Source organism: Pseudomonas sp. S3_G06 (assembly GCF_054667565.1).
In genome coordinates, this window is record NZ_CP162738.1 from 4870546 (window position 1) to 4890045 (window position 19500).

The following is a 19500-nucleotide window of genomic DNA, read 5'->3' on the forward strand; positions in this document are numbered from 1 at the left end:
CGCGAAGGCGTCAGCACAGCCGACCGGTGTCAACGATCAGCAAACCCCTTCCCCTGCGCCGCCAGTTCGCCAATCAGCCGCGCCGGCTTCCACTGATCGCCCTGGCGTGTCTCCAGCGCCAGCAAGCGCTGATGGATATCCGCTAGCCCCTGCTGATCCGCCCACGCCATCGGCCCACCCTTTTCTGCTGGAAAACCATAGCCGTTCAAGTACACCAGATCGATGTCGTGGGCCGAGCCGGCAATGCCTTCCTGCAGAATTTTCGCGCCTTCGTTGACCAGCGCCAGCAAACAGCGCTCAAGAATTTCTTCGGCGCCGATATCGCGACGCTGGAAACCCAGTTCTTCGCTGACTCGCAGCACCAGCGCGTCCACTTCCGGATCATGCTCGGCCTGGCGACTCCCCGGCTCATAGTGGTAGTAACCGTTACCGGACTTTTGCCCGAACCGGCCCATTTCACATAGACGATTATCGATCTGAACTTCCGGCGCATCCTGCCCTTTACCAGCGAGCTCCCGAGCACGCCATTCCAGATCGATGCCAACCACGTCGTACATGCGAAACGGCCCCATGGCGAAGCCGAAGCCTTGCAGCGCGGTATCCACCTGCTGTGGATAAGCACCTTCGAGAAGCATCTTGCGCGCTTCCAGTACATACGGATGCAGCATGCGGTTGCCGATAAAACCGTGACAGTTGCCCGACACCACGCTGACCTTGCCCATGCGCTTGCCGAGCGCCAGCGCTGCTTCCAGGGCCGCTGGTGAGGTTTGCGCACCTCGCACTATTTCCAGCAGTTTCATGATGTGCGCGGGGCTGAAGAAGTGCAGACCCAGCACCTGTGCCGGGCGCCGGGTCGCAGCCGCGATGGCGTCGATGTCCAGCGCCGAGGTGTTGCTCGCCAGCAGGGCCTCAGGCTTGAGCAGACCATCGAGTTCGCGAAAAATCTTCTGCTTCAGTTCGAGGTTCTCGTACACCGCTTCGATCACCAGATCGACGTTGCGGATCGCCGCGTAATCCGCCGCTGCAGATACGCGAGCCATTCGCGCATCCGCCTCGGCCTGATCAATGCGGCCCTGGCGCACGTTGTGTGCATAAGTTTGCGCGACCGTCGTCAGCGCCTGCTCAAGCATCTGTGGATTGTTATCCACCCATTGCACGTTCACGCCAGCATTGGCCAGGCACATGACGATGCCACGGCCCATGGTGCCCGCGCCGATCACGGCAGCCTGCTGAATCTCGAAGCTTGTCTGGCTCATGTTGTTCTCTTGTGGGTGGCCCAAAGACAGATTCCAACCTTAGTCAGGCCACGACGCTTTTTGAAGTTTATTAGCGTGATGGTCGACATTCAGCGGATGGATGCAGCGCCCACAGACTCTCTGCTCAATCGAGCAAGTGACTGTCCGCCCACTCGCGGACCTTTGCGTAGGGATACTCTTCCAACGCAGCAAAACCCGGTATCGCCCGCGCCTTGAGTTTGGTGAACAACGGCACGCTGATTCCGCACAGGAACCGCGTCAGGCGTTCGGCCGTCGGTAGGCTGCCTGTGTGCTGCTCATGCCTGTGGATAAATTCACCACACAGCTGCGCGAAGTTTTTATCCACAAGCGGCGGCAATGGCGGCGGCTCGGGCAACCGCGCGATCTGGCCGTGACATACCGAACAATGGCCGCAATGTTCAGGGGCATTTTGGTCACCGAAATACTCGGCCAGGCGATAGCCGAGGCAGCGTTCGGTGGCGAACACCTCAAGCATGGCGTGAATTCGCGCCACTTCAGTCCGTTCATGGCGAGTGAAATACTCGTGCAGCTCAGCGCTCAGGGCGTCGCTGGCAAAATCACTTTGCAGCAGGCTGTAAACCTCGGTCATTTGCTTGCTTTCAAGCTCGACCCAGCCTTTTTCCTGGAAGTAATCAAGCGCTGTCACCACGCGATTGCGCTCGGCGGAATACTGCGAATACATCGCCTCGAAATCTACTGTGGCCCAGGTGCGTGCTCGCGTGGACGTTCTGATGATCGCCGCAACGAAGTCCCTGCGTTCGCCTTCGAAGCGCTGGAGCAATGCTTCAGGCTCAAGCAGATATTTGAAGCGGTATTCAGCGTAATAAGCGTAGCGCGGCGCGATCAGGCCTCGCAGTTCCAGCTGCACCAGCAAAGTCTTCAACGGCAACGAGCGAATGTTGCTCTGATCCGCCAATGGCCCAAGCAAAAACTCCCATTGCCCTTCCGGGACCGAGGCTTCGAGTTCATTGAGCACATAGCGAATCCCGTCGCGCTCGGGCGTATCACCGTAGACGAAGTTTTCCAGCACATTGAGGCTGTCGCGATTCGCTAGTACCAGGCAGTCGGAGGGCTGCCCGTCACGCCCGGCGCGGCCGATTTCCTGGCTGTAGTTTTCGATGGATTTGGGCAGATCGAAATGCACGACGTTACGGATGTCGCTCTTGTCGATGCCCATGCCGAAGGCAATGGTGGCAACAATGCAATTGGTCTGCCCGGCCATGAAGCGGCGTTGAATGTCTTCACGCTGATCGTGGGGCAAACCTGCGTGGTATGCCTCGGCCTGAATTCCATTGTGTTGAAGATGCTCGGCGATGTGCTCGGCGGTCTTCTGCAACGTCACGTAGACAATGCTCGGTTGCCCGGGACGCTCGCTCATCCATTCGACCAGACGCCGGCGCTTGTCCTGACCGCGTACAGGCTCGACCAGCAGGTTGAGGTTAGGCCGATAGAAACCGGTGGTCACTACATCGTCTGGAGATATGGCGAATTTGGCCTGCATGTCGGCGATGACTTTTGGTGTCGCCGTGGCGGTGAGCAGCAAGGCCTGCGGGATGTTGAACTGACGTTGGTAGTCCGGCAATTTCAGGTAGTCCGGCCGAAAGTTGTGGCCCCATTCGGAAATGCAGTGAGCTTCGTCGACTACCAGCAACGAGATCGGCACCTGCTGCAGAAAATTGCGGAAGCGCTCATTTTTCAGGCGTTCGACGGAGATCATCAGAATCTTCAATTCCCCCGAACGCGCACGGGCCATGACGTCGTTGGCATCCTCGCGGCTCTGCGCCGAATCGATACTGCCTGCGGAGATACCGTGGCGCTTGAGAAACGCCAGTTGATCCTGCATCAACGCCAGCAACGGCGAAACCACCAATGTCAGGTGTGGCAGTAAAAGCGCCGGCAGCTGATAGCAAAGCGATTTGCCGGAGCCGGTGGGAAAGATTGCCGCCGTAGAGCGCCCCGCCAGCACCGCGCTGACAGCGGCCTCCTGACCGGGGCGAAACTGTGGATAACCAAAAACCTGTTCCAGGGTGTGGTGCATTTACTGTCACTCCTTTGACTGCTGCCATGCCCAAAGCCTAGCGGGTGATTGCAGCGAGTCGAGAAAAGGTCGGGGTTGAATCGATACTGAATGATACATGGGAAGCGAAAACCAAGCGTTTAACAATCAAAGCGCCTCGACATACTTTCTAAAAGCTCAGCTACATATATATAACAAACTTCACATTACAAACGCAGACACAACAACGTCCTTTATTTTTAACACCGCCTAAAACTAACTTGACTGCTCTTATACATAAGCAAGAGCAACGAAATGACAACTTTAACAATCTTTTTCTGCGGCACCGGCTCCAACAAATTTGATGACAAACATAAAAACTTCTGGGACGGCGAAATCGTTTCTACGCTCGCTGCACACCACAGCGGACGCGAATTTGCCGAGTGGATCGTCGTCGACGGCCCTGGCAGCGGCAATCTGCAAGCCGACTACCTGTTCACCAAGACCTCTGAATACGGCTTGTCCGGCACGCTGTTCGGCAAAGGCTGGGATGAAAACGTGCAGCATGCGTTGAATATCATCAAAGGCAAATGCGATTGGCAACGCAAACAACTTACCGAGGCAGAATATAACCGTCTGAAAGCCGCAGGCATTCCTATTGAAGATGTAAAAGAGGAAGGTTCCTGGTTCTGGCGCCAGTATAACTATGGCGACCGAAGTATCACGCAACAGAAGTTGCAGGAACAGATCATCAAGACTTTCCGCAAGGACGGCATTATTCCGACGCGTGTCAATCTGCTCGGCTGGAGCCGGGGTGGTATCAGTTGCCATATGCTTGCCAATGCAATGTCCAGGGACGCTGCGCTCAAACATATTCCGGTGAATATCTTTGCGATTGATCCAGTCCCGGGAATTGGCAACTTCCAGGAAAACCGCGTCAAACTCGAATCCAACGTCAAGGAATACATCGCCTTCTATGCCCGCGACGAGCGCTCAAAAGGCTTCAGCTGCGTGATCCCGCAAACCGCTACCGGCACCAGGACTTCGATCTATCCAATGGCCGGTCGCCACGCCACCCTTGCTGGCAACGCCACGGCGCTCGGCGGCGAGCCGAGTAGCAGCAGCGACCTCAACGCGCTGATCGAGCCCGGCCGCATCGTTCGCCATCTCGCCGAGACCTGCCTCAAGCGCTGGGGCGCGCCACTGAGCAAAACTCTCAACCTGAACGATACCGACCTGCGCCGCCTCACCGGCGCCATCGTCAGCGACGAAGCCCGCTACAAGAAGATGCACAGCCAGTCCTACACTTATTTCACCGAACTGGACAAAGGCGAGCGCTATGTCTCGCTGGGCAGCAAAGGCGTGCCGTTTTCAGCAGTCAAAGGCACGATCTACCGCCCGGCAACCGGACTGACCACAAGCCTGCTGGATATTTCCGGTTACCAGCATCTGCGTTGAAAAGCGTTGAAAAATAGGTAGCAACGTCTGGCGAATTTTTCGTCCCGTTCTTACTTCACGTGATGCCCTGTCGGCTATCGCGAGCGGGTAGTGCGAACCTATAGTCGTGGGTGTCGCTGCTTTGGTCAGTGACACCCACATCACCCACGCCCTGTACCTGCTGACAGGTCGGCTGCGAGCTGCTGCAAGTCGCGCAGACACAGATGCTCAACTGGAAAGCCCCTGCCTAAGGCGAGCAGCCTGATCGCCGCCGATCATCTGTCGGCGACCAGGCACCAGTCATCGTCATCAACACTTCAGCATTGCCTGAAAGTAAGTCACTGGCGTACATTGACCATGATTTTTTTTGAGACTTCAGTCTTCACCCGCCGAGTAAGAGAGTTACTGGACGACGATGCCTACGCCACCTTTCAAAAGCAGTTGGTCGCAAACCCGTCTATTGGCGATGTAATCGAAGGAACCGGCGGGGTGCGTAAAGCACGAGTCGCCTCCAAAGGCCATGGCAAACGGGGTGGCGCACGGGTTATCTACTACCACTTCGTTTCAGTATCACAGATCGCGTTGTTGATGATTTATCCAAAAAACGAGCAGCAGGATCTTACCCATGACGAACGGAAAGCACTGAAGGCCATGATTGAAAACTGGAGGTAACCATGAGCAAGTTTTTTGATGAGCTGATGGAAAGCGTGCAGGAAATGGATGAGATTCTTCGGGGTGAAAAAAAGCCAACCCGCGAATTCCATGTGGATGCATTACAGGTTAAACAGATTCGCAAAGCGACGGGAATGACGCAGGCAAAGTTCGCAGCCTTGATCGATGTCCAATTGGGAACGTTACGCAATTGGGAGCAAGGTCGTCGTCAGCCGACTGGGCCGGCCAAAGCACTACTCAAGGCCATTCATAACGATCCTGTCCATGTGCTGAGTGCACTGGCTGATTGACACATAGCCAGGGCAAGCCACATCTTTGAGTCCAACCAAGCTGCATTTCAGATCGGAAAAAAAACCGCCCCAAAGGGCGGTTTTTTATTCACTGCAAACTACTGCTTACAACTTCGGCCCAGCCGCCTTGATCGCGTCGCTCACTTCGAACTTCTTGAAGTTCTCGATGAACAGACCGGCCAATGCTTTCGCTGCCTCGTCGTACGCAGCCTTGTCAGCCCAGGTGTTGCGTGGATTGAGCAGGTTGGTGTCGACGCCCGGGACCGCCAGAGGCACGTCGAGGTTGATGGTGTCGAGGTGTTCGGTGGCTGCACCGATCAGCGCGCCGCTCTGGATCGCTGCGATCACCGCGCGGGTGGTCGGGATGTTGAAGCGTTGGCCGACGCCGTAGCCGCCGCCGGTCCAGCCGGTGTTGACCAGGTAGACCTTGGAGCCGAAGCCGCGGATGCGCTTGATCAGCAGTTCGGCGTATTCGCCAGCCGGACGCGGGAAGAACGGTGCGCCGAAGCAGGTGGAGAAGGTCGACTTGATGCCGCTGCCCGAACCCATTTCAGTCGAGCCCACCAGTGCGGTGTAGCCGGACAGGAAGTGATAGGCCGCTTGCTCTTCGTTGAGGATCGACACTGGCGGCAGCACGCCGGTCAGGTCGCAGGTCAGGAAGATCACCGCGTTTGGCTCGCCACCCAGGTTCTTCTCGGAGCGCTTGGCAACGTGCTCCAGCGGGTAGGCGGCGCGGCTGTTCTGGGTCAGGCTGACATCGGCGTAGTCGGCGTGCTTGGCGTCGTCGATAACGACGTTCTCCAGCACCGCACCGTGCTTGATGGCTTTCCAGATGACCGGCTCGTTCTTCTCGGAGAGGTCGATGCACTTGGCATAGCAACCGCCTTCGATATTGAACACCACGCCTTCGCCCCAGCCGTGTTCGTCGTCACCGATCAGGTAACGGCTTTCGTCGGCCGACAGGGTGGTTTTACCGGTGCCCGACAGACCGAAGAACAGGGTCACGTCGCCGTCTTCGCCGATGTTGGCAGCGCAGTGCATTGGCAGCACGTCAGCGGCCGGCAGCAGGAAGTTCTGCACCGAGAACATGGCTTTCTTCATCTCGCCGGCGTAACGCATGCCGGCGATCAGCACTTTCTTCTGCGCGAAGTTGATGATCACGCAACCATCGGAGTTGGTGCCGTCACGCTCAGGCACGCACTCGAAGTTGGCGACGTTGAGCACTTGCCATTCTTCACGGCCAGCCGGGTTGTACTGGGCCGGGTTGATGAACAGGCAACGACCGAACAGGTTCTGCCAGGCAGTCTGCGTGGTCATTTTCACGGCCAGGTAGTGATCTTCCGCCGCGCCTACATGCACGTGGGAAACGAAGTGCTCTTGCGCGTTGTTGAAGGCCTCGACGCGAGCCCACAGGGCATCGAACTTGTCGGCCGGGAACTTGCGGTTGATCGGGCCCCAGGCAATAGCGGCCTGGGTGGACGGTTCTTCAACGATGAAACGGTCGACTGGCGAGCGGCCGGTGCGGTGACCGGTGCGAACAACCAGAGCGCCGGTATCGGCAAGCTCGCCTTCACCGCGATTCAGGGCTTCTTTTACCAGATCATCAACACTCAGATCGGTGTACACGGCGTTATTGGCTTGCGTCATGAGGTTCCCCGTCGGCCAGTGGCCGAGTGTGCTCCAAACGTTTTGTAGTAGAAAGTCGTGCACTACTACCGCGAAAAAAGTGGGCCGGATTATGCCAGAAAAGCCCAAAAAGAGTAGGGTCCTCCCGTCGTAACGGCGATATTCCGTCATTGCGCAGTGAATTTACCTGCGCTGAACCGTTTTAGTGACGGGTATCTGACGGCGTATCGACGCCCGCCCCAGCGAACAACTGAGCAATATCGGCCGCGTCGAACAGGTACTGCTGATTGCAGAACTGGCAATCGATCTCGACTTTGCCGCCCTGCTCGGCGGCCAGCGCCAGCGCATCTTCCAGCCCAAGACTGACCAGCGCATTGCCGGAGCGTTCCCGCGAGCAACTGCAACTGAAGCGCAGATGCTGCACATCGAACAGGCGCACGTGTTCTTCGTGGTACAGGCGATGCAGGACAGTTTCGTTGTCCAGGCTCAGCAGCTCATCGGCGCTCAAAGTGCTGGCCAACGCGGTAAGGTGCTGCCAGCTGGCGGCGCGATCCTCTTCGTCTTTCAAGCGATCGGCGGGGAGTTGTTGCAGCAGCATGCCGCGGGCACGACGACCGTCGGCGAACAGCTTGAAGCGCGTGCCAACCTGCTGCGACATGACGAAATAGTTGGTGAAACAGTCCGACAGTGTTTCGCCGTCGAGATCAACAATGCCCTGATAGCGCTGGCCAACAGTCGGGTCGACGGTCAGGGCCAGAACGCCGTCCGGCATCAGATCGCTGAGGGTGGCGTCTGCGGCGATCTGCTCGGCGTTGTAACGCGCCAGACCACGGATCTCACGCTCGCTGGAGCACTCGATCATCAGCAGCGGAATCGGCCCTTCCGAGCGTGCCTGCAAAATCAGCAAGCCATCGAACTTGAGCGTGCCGACCAGCAACGACGCGGCCGCCATCAGTTCGCCGAGCAACTGCGCGACAGGTTCCGGGTACGGGTGTTTGGCGAGGACTTCAGCGTAGCTGCGCTCCAGCGCTACCAGTTCGCCGCGAGTGTCGCTGTCATCGAAGATGAAGCGTTGAGTGAAATCGGTATCCGCTAGGTCGGTCATAGGTCTGGGTATCTGAATGTGATGACAAAATGATTACAAAACGTGAAAATTTGCGCTTGCTGGCACTTTTTTTGGTGCCGGCGCTTTTTCGCCATGGGAGGCATTTTATGAACAATCCGGGTTTGTTCCAATCAAGGTGGAACCTCGGCCGGCTGGTTCTGTGTAACGTAGTGCCGTTGGCGCTACTGGCTTTCTGGTTATGGCCTACCGGCCAGATGCTGTGTGTGATTTTCGACGAGTGGCTGTTCCGCTCGCTGAATGCACCGCTGGCCAGCAACCCGATATGGCTCCACATTTGGGCAATTGCAAGTCTGCGCCCGTTCGACATCGTCGTCGGACTGATTCTGCTGACGCTGCTGATCAAGGGCGACTGGGTCTTCAGGGCGATCGACGTGCGTCGCGCGTTCTTCGGTTTTTTCTCGATCCTCCTGCTGATGGTGGTGATCCGCGCGCTGTTTTCCAAATTCGCCGATCACATGGGCTGGCAGCACAGCAGCCCGTCAATGGTGCTTGAGGGCGCCGTGCACATCAGCGATTACTTTCCGCACCTGGAAAAAACCTGGGAGCTGAAGGACCGTTCCGGCCAGAGTTTCCCCGGTGATCATGCCTCAGTGTTGTTGATCTGGGCGTTGTTCATGGGCGTGTTCAGCCGCACCGTCGGACAATTTCTAACAGTATGGGGTCTGGCCGTGTTGTTCATGCTGCCGCGTCTGGTGGCCGGCGCGCATTGGGGTCAGGACGACTACATCGGCGGCGTGCTGCTGGCGGTGTGGGCGTTGGGCTGGGGTTACTACACACCGTTTGCCTATCACGCGGCGAACTTCTGGTTGAAGCTGACCGCGCCGGTTTTCGCGTTGCTGGGCAAGCTGCCGATGGTGTCGCGGATGAGTGTGGTGCGTAGCGCCTGATACCGCGTCGTACTCGATTCGCGAGCAGGCTCGCTGCCACAGACGACTTGATCAAATGTGGCAGCGAGCCTGCTCGCGAAGAGGCCGGCACAACGTTTCAATCTTCGTTGCTGCTACCGCGAAACTTGAACAGATCCCGCCGCTGTTTCTTGCTCGGTTTGCCATCGGTGCTCACGCCCAACGATCCCGCCTTGCGCATCGCCGCAGCTGCTTCACGCTTGGCAATACTCGCTTCGGTCTCGGCATACAAGGTCTGCGCCTCGGGCGCGCCACGCCGCACGATCGACAATGCCTCGACCCTCACCGTGCGCACTTCGAAGCCAGTGCGAATCTCGAACTCATCACCGATGCGCGGCTCCTTGCCCGGTTTGCAACGCTCGCCGCGGCAATGCACCTTGCCACTTTCAATGGCGGTTTTGGCCAATGCACGGGTCTTGTAGAAACGCGCTGCCCATAGCCATTTATCGAGACGGACCTTGTCGTCCTCCTCCTGCTTCTGTCCCATATGAATTCCTCGCTCAGCCAGTAGTCGGAACTGTACTACCGTTTCTGTCGGGCGCAAGAACTCGGCCCTCCAGATAGACTGTGATCTTCGCCGCCTGACCGGCCTGGAGTGACCGTGACTAAATTTCCATCTTCGTTGACCTCACCCAAGGGCGGTTGCCAGGGCTGCCAGCAGAGCGAGCCGCTGGACTTCGATTTTGCCTTCGCCTACCAGCCGATCGTCGACCTGCGCGACCAATCGGTATTCGCCCATGAAGCGCTGGTGCGAGGCGTGGCCGGGGAAGGTGCACTATCGGTGTTAAATCAGGTTACAGAAGATAACCGCTACCGTTTCGACCAGCTCTGCCGGACCCGCGCCATCGAAGGCGCGGCGAGCCTTAATATGCAGACACACTTGTCGATCAACTTTTTGCCCAACGCCGTCTACCGTCCAGAGCTATGCATTCGCAGCACGCTGGAGGCCGCACGCAAACACAACTTTCCGATCGACCGGCTGATTTTCGAAACCCTGGAAATCGAGCACGTAGATAATTATCGCCATTTGACCAATATTCTGCGTGAATACCGCGAATTCGGCTTCAAGACCGCCATCGACGATTTCGGTGCCGGTTATTCGGGGCTCAATCTGCTGGCTGATTTCCAACCGGACCTGATCAAACTCGACATGGCGCTGATCCGCGATGTTGACCAGGACCGTGTCCGTCAGGTGATCGTGCGGGGGATTGTCACAATGTGTGCGGAGTTGGACGTTACAGTCATTGCCGAAGGCATAGAAAGCGCCGGGGAACGGGATTTCCTCGCGGACTGTGGAATATTCCTGATGCAGGGCTACTGGTTCGCCAGACCCGCATTCAAAGCATTGGCCCAGGTGCCGGACGAGGCCTGGAAGCGTTAACCCTTGGTTTTTTCTTTGAAGACATTTGATCATTTGACCGTTGTCGGTCTGCGCGAGTGGGTGGCGCTCCCGGGCCTGGGAGTAGCCGGCCTGCGCGCCAAAATCGACACTGGCGCCAGCACCTCCAGCCTGCACGCCACCGATATCGAACCGTTCGAACGCGACGGCGAGAAATGGGTGCGCTTCACTGCGCATCTCGGCACGGTGGTGCAGTTGCGTCACCGGCGCTGCGAAGCGCCGCTGGTCACGCGCAAAACCATCAAGAGCTCCAACGGCCATGCGCAAGTGCGCTATGTGATCAGCACCACGCTGGCCCTGGGCGATCGGGTCTGGCCGGTAGAGTTCACCCTGGCCTGCCGCAAGTCCATGCGTTATCGCCTGTTGCTCGGTTCCAAAGCCCTGATCGATGGCCAGTTGGTGGTCAATCCGGGCATCAAGTATGTACAAGACAAGCCGGTGTTCCCGGTATCTACCTCCTCCACAGGTGTTGCATGAAGATCGCTGTGCTGTCGCGTAATCCGCGTCTGTATTCCACCCGCCGTCTGGTCGAAGCCGGAATCGAGCGCGGGCATGAAATGGTGGTGATCGACACCTTACGCGCCTACATGAACATTGCCAGCCACAAGCCGCAGATCCATTACCGCGGCAAACCGCTGGAAGGTTTCGACGCGGTGATCCCGCGGATCGGCGCGTCGGTGACGTTCTACGGCTGCGCGGTATTGCGTCAGTTCGAAATGATGGGCGTGTTCCCGCTCAACGAGTCGGTGGCCATTGCCCGCTCGCGGGACAAATTGCGTTCGCTGCAACTGCTATCGCGGCGCGGCATCGGTTTGCCGGTGACCGGTTTTGCCCACTCGCCTGACGACATCCCCGACCTGATCGCCATGGTCAACGGCGCACCGCTGGTGATCAAGGTACTCGAAGGCACTCAGGGCATCGGCGTGGTGCTGTGCGAAACAGCCACGGCGGCAGAGTCTGTGATCGAAGCGTTCATGGGCCTGAAGCAGAACATCATGGTTCAGGAATACATCAAGGAAGCCGGCGGTGCGGATATCCGCTGCTTCGTGGTCGGCGACAAGGTGATCGCGGCAATGAAGCGCCAGGCCAAACCGGGCGAGTTTCGCTCCAACCTGCATCGCGGCGGCAGCGCCAGCCTGATCAAGATCACTCCGGAAGAACGCATGACCGCGTTGCGCGCTGCCAAGGTCATGGGCCTGGCAGTGGCGGGTGTGGATATCCTGCGTTCCAATCACGGGCCGCTGGTGATGGAAGTGAACTCGTCGCCGGGACTGGAAGGCATCGAGACCACCACTGGCAAGAATGTCGCCGGGATCATCATCGAGCATCTGGAAAAGAATGGCGGGCCGAATATGACCCGCACCAAGGGCAAGGGCTAGAGAAGCAGCTGCTAGCGGCAAGCTTCAAGCGGCAAGTGAAGTCGCTCTTGCTTGTAGCTTGTAGCTTGTAGCTTGCAGCTGCCTCTAAACCGCATCTCTCGGCAACATCAATCCCAGCGGCAATCTCACGCGGGCCTCAAGTCCACCCCCGGAGCGGTTGCGCAATTCGACATTGCCGCCATGCATCGCCGCAATCCTTTTCACGATCGCCAGCCCCAGCCCGGTGCCTTTGCCACCGCGAGCCCGATCACCTCGGGTAAACGGGTTGAAGATCGCCTCCAGCTCGGACGGATCAATCCCGGCGCCACGGTCCATCACGCTCAGGACCACATACGGCGCGCTGGTATCTCCGGACACATAAGCCGCGACCTCGACTCCCGTGCCGGCATGGTTCAAGGCGTTGCCGATCAGGTTGTTGAGCAGGCGTTTCATCGACACTCGACGCAGCGGAAACGGCTGGATCGGTTCCAGGCGCAGACGCACTTTCTCTTCGTTCTGGTTGTACGGCGCGGCGACTTCGCGCACCAGATCGCTGAGGTCGACCTCTTCCACCGACTCATCACGACCATCGCGAATGAACGCGAGGAACTGGTCGAGAATCGCGTCCATGTCTTCGATATCGCGAACCATGTCGTCGGTGAGGTCGGTGTGATCGCCCATCAGTTCCAGCGACAGGCGCAAGCGCGTCAGCGGTGTACGCAAGTCGTGAGAAACCCCCGCCAGCATCAGCTCGCGCTCACGCCCGGCCTGTTCGACGTCCTCGGCCATCTGGTTGAAGGCGCGATAAACCTCGGTCATTTCGCTCGGCGTATCACTGATCGGCAGACGTACGCTGCGGCCCTGGCCGAGTTGCCGCGCGGCATACACCAGACGCTTCAACGGCTGGTTGAGCTGGCTGACGAAAATCCATGCGGAGGCTGTCGACAACAGGCCGATGGCGAGGAACCAGCCGAGCACGTTCCAGATTTTCTGGCCGCGCAGCGGATGCGGATACAACGGCACTTTCAGCCAGCCATCGCCCAGACTCGGCGCCCTCACCCACAGCGCTGGTGGCGAGTGCATGCGCAAACGCACCTCGGTGTCGGCACCCAGTTCCGCCTGCATCTGACGTTGGTAGATTTCGCTGTACGGCCAGTGCTGCTCGCCTTCCGGCACACCGGCGCCAACCACGCGGATCAGGGTCGCGGCATCGGCGATTTTTGCGCGGTTTTCTTCGTCGGCGGCCCAATAGGCGCGCAGCGTCAGAGCGACGCCATGGCTGTATTGGCGATCCACCAGCACGTCCTCGTTCATCAACAGATAAACCAGGGTCAGCGCCTTGGAAAACAGCACGACGATCAGCACCAGCCAGAGGGTGCGGGAGAAAAACTTTGGGGGAACCAGACGGGGGTTTTCATCTTTAACCGCTACACACTTGCAGGAGCGAGCAATGCTCGCATATTGCGGATTGCGAGTCTGTGGCAATGGCCGTGCGGCCAGAGCCTTGCAGACCCGCTCCTACAAATCACCGATCACTTGGTGGCGGTGCCATCCGGTACGAACACGTAACCCACGCCCCAGACGGTCTGGATGTAGCGCGGTTTCGACGGATCGGGTTCGATCATCCGGCGCAGACGCGAGATCTGCACGTCGATGGAACGCTCCAGCGCATCCCATTCACGGCCACGGGCGAGGTTCATCAGCTTGTCGCGAGTCAGCGGCTGACGCGCGTTCATTACCAGCGCCTTGAGTACAGCGAACTCACCGGTGGTGAGCATGTGCACTTCATCGCCACGCTTGAGCTCGCGGGTCGCCAGCGACAAAACGTAATCACCGAAGGTGACGTTTTCGTCCTCACTGCCCGGTGCGCCCGGCACCGGTGCGGCCTGACGGCGCAATACCGCTTTGACCCGAGCCATCAGCTCGTCGGGGTTGAACGGCTTGGCCAGGTAATCGTCGGCGCCCAGTTCAAGGCCCTTGATACGGCTCAGCTCATCGCCCTTGGCGGTGAGCATGATGATCGGAATCTGGTTGTTCGCGCTGCGCAGGCGGCGGCACGCGGTCAGGCCGTCTTCGCCCGGCAGCATCAGGTCGAGGACGACCAGATTGAACACTTCACGCGCCAGCAGACGGTCCATCTGCTCGGTGTTCGGAACGGTACGGGCACGGTAGCCCTTGCTGACGAAGAAACGCTCCAGCAGGCTGCTCAGCCCCGGATCGTCATCAACGATAAGAATTTTTTCGCCTTCAGCCGTTTGTGCAGTGCTGCTCATTGGATGCTCCTTTTAGCTCGGCGCGCATTATGGCGTAGCTGTCGTTATACGCACCGTGTGCATTGTTAGCAGATTTTTCCTTCACTGCCAGAAAACCGGGGTTTATGCCTACAGCCTGCAACGCCCCCGAATGACAGAACGCTGGTTATAATGCGCGGCGTTTTGCGCCAGGCAACGTCTGAATCGTTACCGTAAGTGGCCGGTATTTTTTCCGGCACTGTGCAGTAACTGTTCGATTTCACGGGTCAATGGGCAGCTTCTTGATCCAGGCAGCGGCAATTTTCCAGCCGCTCAATCAGCCTCCAGGCCATTATCTGCGTGCCTGCGAGCCTGCTTTCATACTATGTCAGGTGGTTTTATGGACAGCATCAACAGCCGCATCGCCGAGGAACTCGGCGTACGCCCACAACAGGTCGAAGCGGCCGTCGCGCTACTCGATGAAGGTTCTACCGTCCCCTTTATCGCCCGTTACCGGAAAGAAGTCACCGGCAGCCTCGATGACACCCAGTTGCGTCATCTGGAAGAGCGCCTGCGCTACCTGCGAGAACTCGACGAACGGCGCATCAGCATCCTCGCCAGCATCGAGGAGCAAGGCAAACTCACCCCTGCCCTTGAGCGCGACATCAAGCTCGCCGACACCAAGACCCGTCTCGAAGACTTGTACCTGCCGTACAAGCAGAAGCGCCGCACCAAGGGCCAGATCGCCCTCGAAGCCGGCCTCGGCGAACTGGCCGACGGCTTGTTCAACGACCCGAACCTGTCGCCGGAAACCGAAGCCGCACGCTTCGTCGACGCCGAAAAAGGCGTGGCCGACGTCAAGGCTGCGCTGGAAGGCGCCAAATACATTCTCATGGAGCGCTTCGCCGAAGACGCCAGCCTGCTGGAAAAGCTGCGCAATTTCCTCAAACAGGAAGCGATCCTCAGTGCCCGCGTCATCGCTGGCAAGGAAGAGGAAGGCGCCAAGTTCCGTGATTATTTCGAACACGACGAGCCGCTGAAAAGCATGCCCTCGCACCGCGCCCTGGCGATTTTCCGTGGCCGCAACGAAGGCATTCTCACCTCCGCGCTGAAAGTCGGCGATGAGCTGCCCGGCACGATGCACCCGTGCGAAGGCATGATCGGCCAGCAGTTCGGCATCCAGAACCAGAACCGCCCGGCGGACAAATGGCTCGGTGAAGTGGTGCGCTGGACCTGGAAGGTCAAGCTCTACACCCACCTGGAAACCGACCTGCTTGGCGAGCTGCGCGACGGTGCCGAAACCGAAGCGATCAACGTGTTTGCACACAACCTGCACGACCTGCTGCTCGCCGCTCCGGCCGGCCCGCGCGCGACCCTGGGCCTAGACCCGGGCCTGCGTACCGGCTGCAAGGTGGCCGTGGTCGACTCGACCGGCAAGCTGCTCGACCACGCCACGGTTTACCCGCACGTGCCACACAACAAGTGGGATCAGACCATCGCCATCCTCGCCGCTCTATGCGCCAAGCATTCGGTGGACCTGATCGCCATCGGCAACGGTACTGCCAGCCGTGAGACCGACAAGCTGGCGATCGAACTGATCAAAAAATATCCAGCGATGAAAATGACCAAGGTCATGGTGTCCGAAGCCGGCGCCTCGGTGTACTCGGCCTCGGAACTGGCGGCCAAGGAATTCCCGGATCTGGACGTGTCGATCCGTGGCGCCGTATCGATCGCCCGTCGCTTGCAGGATCCGCTGGCCGAACTGGTGAAAATCGATCCGAAATCCATCGGTGTCGGCCAGTACCAGCACGACGTCTCGCAGCTGAAACTGGCGCGCGGTCTGGATGCCGTGGTCGAGGACTGCGTGAACGCCGTGGGCGTGGATGTGAACACTGCCTCCGTGGCATTGCTGGCGCGGATTTCCGGCCTCAATGCAACGCTGGCGCAGAACATCGTTGCTCACCGTGACGAACACGGCGCGTTCAAGACCCGTGCAGCGCTGAAGAAAGTTGCGCGACTGGGCGAGAAAACCTTCGAACAGGCCGCCGGTTTCTTGCGCGTGATGAACGGCGACAACCCGCTGGATTCCTCGGCGGTTCACCCGGAAGCCTATCCGCTGGTGCAGCGCATTGCCGCTGAAACCGACCGCGACATCCGCTCGCTGATCGGCGATGCCGCGTTCCTCAAGCGCCTGGATCCGAAGAAGTTCACCGACGAAACCTTCGGTCTGCCGACCGTCACCGACATCCTGCAAGAACTGGAAAAACCCGGTCGCGATCCACGTCCGGAGTTCAAGACTGCCGAATTCCAGGAAGGCGTCGAGGACCTCAAGGACCTGCAACTGGGGATGATCCTTGAAGGCGTCGTCACCAACGTTACGGCGTTCGGTGCGTTCGTCGACATCGGTGTGCATCAGGACGGTCTGGTGCACATTTCGGCGCTATCGGAGAAGTTCATCAAGGACCCACGCGAAGCGGTCAAGGCCGGTGACGTGGTGAAAGTGAAGGTCATGGAAGTCGACATTCCGCGCAAACGCGTCGGCCTGTCGATGCGCATGAGCGACACTCCCGGCGAGAAAATCGACGGTGCGCGTGGCTCGCGTCCGGGCTCGGCACCGCGCCAGTCTTCGGGCAACGCGCCGCGCAAGGAAACCGCCACCGCCGCGCCGGTGAACAATGCGATGGCCTCGCTGTTCGCCAACGCCAAGCAGTTGAAGAAACGCTAATGGACATGCCGGCCGGGCTCGTCGAGAGCGCGTTTTTCAAGCTGTTGGGCTGTCGCCTGCACAGTCTCGAAACCGGGGTGGCGCAAGTCGCCCTGGCGCTTGAGCCCGAACTGCGCAACCGTGGCGGCAAGCTGCACGGCGGCGCGCTGTTCAGCCTGGTCGACATTGCCATGGGCCTGGCCTGCTCCAGCAGCCATGGCTTCGATCAGCAGAGCGCGACCATCGAATGCAAGATCAACTACATCCGCGCCGTTTCCGAGGGCGAGGTGCTGTGCACGGCGCGGGTGATCCACCCGGGCCGGCGCACGCTGGTGGTCGAAGCCGAGGTGATGCAGGGCGACAAACTGGTCGCAAAAGCGCAAGGCACCTTCGCTGTCCTGTAGATGTTGCTCATCATTTTGAGTTAATTTCGGCGCAATGAATCCTGTGGGATCTACCGAAGGCTGCGATCTTTTGATTTTATTTTTCAACAGCAAGATCAAAAGATCGCAGCCTTCGGCAGCTCCTACGGGTTCATGTGTGCGGCTGACAGGCTAGAAAACCAGGCGATAACGCCAGTTTCAACTTCACCCTTGTAGACCGTCCTGCCCACCCCCATATTGGGGCGACTGACGCGTGAAGGAATCCAAATTGAGCGAACTTCTCAACCGCCGCCTGGCTCTGCTTGGCGAGCGCGCTAACCTCACTCTGCTCAAGCAGTGCCTGCACGGTATCGAACGTGAATGCCTGCGCGTGACCAGTGAAGGTCGCCTGGCGCAAACGCCGCACCCCGAAGCCCTGGGTTCCGCGCTGACCAACGAACAGATCACCACCGACTACTCCGAGTCGCTGCTGGAATTCATCACCCCCGCCCTGCAGGATCCTGCCGACACGCTGGCGAGCCTGGACAAGATTCATCGTTTTGCCTACAGCAAACTCGGCAACGAGTACCTGTGGAGTCCATCGATGCCGTGCCCGTTGCCGGCCGAGGAAGACATCCCGATTGCCTATTACGGCACCTCCAACATCGGTCAGCTCAAATACGTCTATCGCAAGGGCCTGGCCCTGCGTTACGGCAAGACCATGCAGTGCATTGCCGGGATTCACTACAACTTTTCCCTGCCGGAACAACTCTGGCCCTTGCTGCGCGAGGCCGAAGGTTTCGTCGGCACCGATCGCGATTTCCAGTCGGTGTCCTACATAGCGCTGATCCGCAACTTCCGTCGCTACAGCTGGCTGCTGATGTACCTGTTCGGTGCCTCGCCGGCGCTGGACGCCGGCTTCCTGCGCGGGCGTTCGCATCAGCTCGAGCAGCTCGAGCCGGACACGCTGTATCTGCCGTACGCGACCAGCCTGCGCATGAGCGATCTCGGTTATCAGAGCAACGCCCAGGCCGGCCTGACGCCGTGCTACAACGATCTGGCGAGCTACACCGACAGCCTGCGCGAAGCCGTGGCCACGCCTTACGCGCCGTACGTGGAAGTCGGTACGCACAAGGATGGTGAGTGGGTGCAGCTCAACACCAACATCCTGCAGATCGAAAACGAGTACTACTCCAACATCCGCCCGAAACGGGTGACCTACACCGGCGAGCGGCCGATCCAGGCGTTGATGGCGCGCGGTATTCAGTACGTCGAAGTGCGCTGCCTGGACATCAACCCGTTCCTGCCAATGGGCATTGACCTCACCGAATCGCGCTTCATCGACGCCTTCCTGCTGTACTGCGCGCTGAACGACAGCCCGCTGCTGACCAACACTTCGTGCGGCAACGCCACCTCGAACTTCCTCAGCGTGGTCAAGGAAGGTCGCCGTCCGGGCCTGCAATTGCAGCGTGACGGTCTGCCGGTCGAGATGAAACAGTGGGCGGCGGAGCTGCTGGAACAGATTGCTCCGCTGGCGGCGATGCTCGACCAGAGCGTTGGCGGCGATGCCCACAGCAAGGCGCTGGATGCGCAACTGGCCAAGGTCAACGACCCGTCGCTGACACCATCGGCGCAGGTGCTGGCGGCCATGGCCGAGCACAAGGAAAGCTTTGCGCAGTTCTCCCTGCGCCAGAGCCAGGCCCATGCCGAGTTCTTCCGCAGCGAGCCGTTGGCGGCTGACGAGCAAGCGAAGTTTGAAGAGCTGGCGCGCGCGTCGCTGGCGCAGCAGACCGAGCTTGAGCAGAACGAAGTCGGCGATTTCGATGTGTTTGTCGGCGCGTATCAGGCGAGCATCCTCGCCATCAGCAATTAAAAGCCGCCCCGGCCTTGATCGTTCCCACGCTCTGCGTGGGAATGCAGCCTGTGACGCTCCGCGTCACTTTGGACACAGAATGTCCCTTGAGGCGTTACCACGCAGAGCGTGGGAACGATCAGTCAAAGGCTCACATCCTCGCCTGTCTTAGATTTTTCCGCTCATAAGCTCATTCGAAAAAGTTATTTATTTCTGGATTCTTAGATCATTTAGTCTCCACTCACGCCGACATTCGGTCGCCTGA

Annotated in this window: 16 protein-coding genes and 1 pseudogene; 10 read left to right on the forward strand and 7 right to left on the reverse strand. The window is 59.0% G+C overall.

Going from position 1 to position 19500, the window contains the following annotated elements; translation table 11 throughout:
- Positions 1-29: 29 nt before the first annotated feature.
- Together AB4N47_RS21735 and AB4N47_RS21740 are read right to left on the reverse strand one after the other, a co-directional pair.
- Positions 30-1256, reverse strand: a complete 1227-nt coding sequence (locus tag AB4N47_RS21735; RefSeq protein WP_207808021.1) for a 3-hydroxyacyl-CoA dehydrogenase — start codon at positions 1254-1256, stop codon at positions 30-32.
- Between the two features lie 124 nt (positions 1257-1380).
- On the reverse strand, positions 1381-3315 hold the full coding sequence (locus tag AB4N47_RS21740) for a RecQ family ATP-dependent DNA helicase (protein WP_341638372.1): 1935 nt from the start codon (positions 3313-3315) through the stop codon (positions 1381-1383).
- A 273-nt stretch (positions 3316-3588) separates the two neighbouring features.
- Here AB4N47_RS21740 and AB4N47_RS21745 point away from each other — a divergent pair, with 273 nt between their 5' ends.
- The 3 genes from AB4N47_RS21745 to nadS all read left to right on the forward strand — a co-directional run bounded on the left by AB4N47_RS21745 (position 3589) and on the right by nadS (position 5672).
- A complete protein-coding gene (locus tag AB4N47_RS21745) occupies positions 3589-4731 on the forward strand; it encodes a hypothetical protein (protein ID WP_123444073.1) in 1143 nt (380 codons plus the stop codon).
- A 336-nt stretch (positions 4732-5067) separates the two neighbouring features.
- Positions 5068-5382, forward strand: a complete 315-nt coding sequence (locus AB4N47_RS21750) for a type II toxin-antitoxin system RelE/ParE family toxin (protein ID WP_341638371.1) — start codon at positions 5068-5070, stop codon at positions 5380-5382.
- A 2-nt stretch (positions 5383-5384) separates the two neighbouring features.
- Positions 5385-5672 (forward strand): NadS family protein, encoded by a 288-nt coding sequence (gene nadS / locus AB4N47_RS21755; protein WP_341638370.1) that lies wholly within the window; start codon positions 5385-5387, stop codon positions 5670-5672.
- A 105-nt stretch (positions 5673-5777) separates the two neighbouring features.
- On the opposite strand, the gene AB4N47_RS21760 is transcribed toward nadS, so the two are convergent.
- Together AB4N47_RS21760 and hslO are read right to left on the reverse strand one after the other, a co-directional pair.
- Positions 5778-7319 (reverse strand): phosphoenolpyruvate carboxykinase, encoded by a 1542-nt coding sequence (locus AB4N47_RS21760; RefSeq protein ID WP_016772179.1) that lies wholly within the window; start codon positions 7317-7319, stop codon positions 5778-5780.
- Between the two features lie 181 nt (positions 7320-7500).
- Positions 7501-8403, reverse strand: coding sequence for an Hsp33 family molecular chaperone HslO (gene hslO, locus AB4N47_RS21765; RefSeq protein WP_341638369.1), 903 nt, complete (start codon positions 8401-8403; stop codon positions 7501-7503).
- Positions 8404-8510: 107 nt separating this feature from the next.
- Between hslO and AB4N47_RS21770 the strand changes: the two genes are divergently transcribed.
- Complete coding sequence (locus AB4N47_RS21770) at positions 8511-9311, forward strand: phosphatase PAP2 family protein (protein WP_016772181.1); 801 nt, start codon at positions 8511-8513, stop codon at positions 9309-9311.
- 97 nt (positions 9312-9408) lie between these two features.
- On the opposite strand, the gene AB4N47_RS21775 is transcribed toward AB4N47_RS21770, so the two are convergent.
- Entirely contained in the window at positions 9409-9816 is a 408-nt protein-coding gene (locus tag AB4N47_RS21775) for an RNA-binding S4 domain-containing protein (protein WP_341638368.1), read from the reverse strand.
- 114 nt (positions 9817-9930) lie between these two features.
- Here AB4N47_RS21775 and rimA point away from each other — a divergent pair, with 114 nt between their 5' ends.
- Genes rimA through rimK form a run of 3 tightly spaced genes read left to right on the forward strand, consistent with a single transcriptional unit; the run spans position 9931 to position 12107 of the window.
- Complete coding sequence (gene rimA, locus AB4N47_RS21780) at positions 9931-10710, forward strand: S6 modification regulatory phosphodiesterase RimA (RefSeq protein WP_133337474.1); 780 nt, start codon at positions 9931-9933, stop codon at positions 10708-10710.
- Positions 10711-10725: 15 nt separating this feature from the next.
- Entirely contained in the window at positions 10726-11205 is a 480-nt protein-coding gene (gene rimB, locus AB4N47_RS21785) for a retropepsin-like aspartic endopeptidase RimB (protein WP_016772184.1), read from the forward strand.
- A complete protein-coding gene (rimK, locus tag AB4N47_RS21790) occupies positions 11202-12107 on the forward strand; it encodes a 30S ribosomal protein S6--L-glutamate ligase (protein WP_024011184.1) in 906 nt (301 codons plus the stop codon). The genes rimB and rimK overlap by 4 nt, the downstream gene beginning before the upstream one ends.
- 84 nt (positions 12108-12191) lie before the next feature.
- On the opposite strand, the pseudogene AB4N47_RS21795 reads toward rimK, so the two are convergent.
- Together AB4N47_RS21795 and ompR are read right to left on the reverse strand one after the other, a co-directional pair.
- Positions 12192-13504: pseudogene (locus tag AB4N47_RS21795) on the reverse strand (ATP-binding protein).
- Positions 13505-13618: 114 nt separating this feature from the next.
- Positions 13619-14359: an osmolarity response regulator transcription factor OmpR gene (ompR, locus tag AB4N47_RS21800; protein WP_016772186.1), complete on the reverse strand. Its 741-nt coding sequence runs from the start codon at positions 14357-14359 to the stop codon at positions 13619-13621.
- Positions 14360-14717: 358 nt separating this feature from the next.
- Here ompR and AB4N47_RS21805 point away from each other — a divergent pair, with 358 nt between their 5' ends.
- The 3 genes from AB4N47_RS21805 (at position 14718) to gshA (ending at position 19256) form a co-directional block, all read left to right on the forward strand.
- Positions 14718-17042, forward strand: coding sequence for a Tex family protein (locus AB4N47_RS21805; protein ID WP_341638367.1), 2325 nt, complete (start codon positions 14718-14720; stop codon positions 17040-17042).
- Positions 17042-17425 carry a PaaI family thioesterase gene (locus AB4N47_RS21810; protein ID WP_071174065.1) on the forward strand — a complete coding sequence of 128 codons (384 nt, stop codon included), beginning with the start codon at positions 17042-17044 and terminating at the stop codon, positions 17423-17425. The genes AB4N47_RS21805 and AB4N47_RS21810 overlap by 1 nt, the downstream gene beginning before the upstream one ends.
- Positions 17426-17672: 247 nt before the next feature.
- Entirely contained in the window at positions 17673-19256 is a 1584-nt protein-coding gene (gene gshA / locus AB4N47_RS21815; RefSeq protein WP_341638366.1) for a glutamate--cysteine ligase, read from the forward strand.
- The last annotated feature ends 244 nt before the right edge of the window (positions 19257-19500 follow it).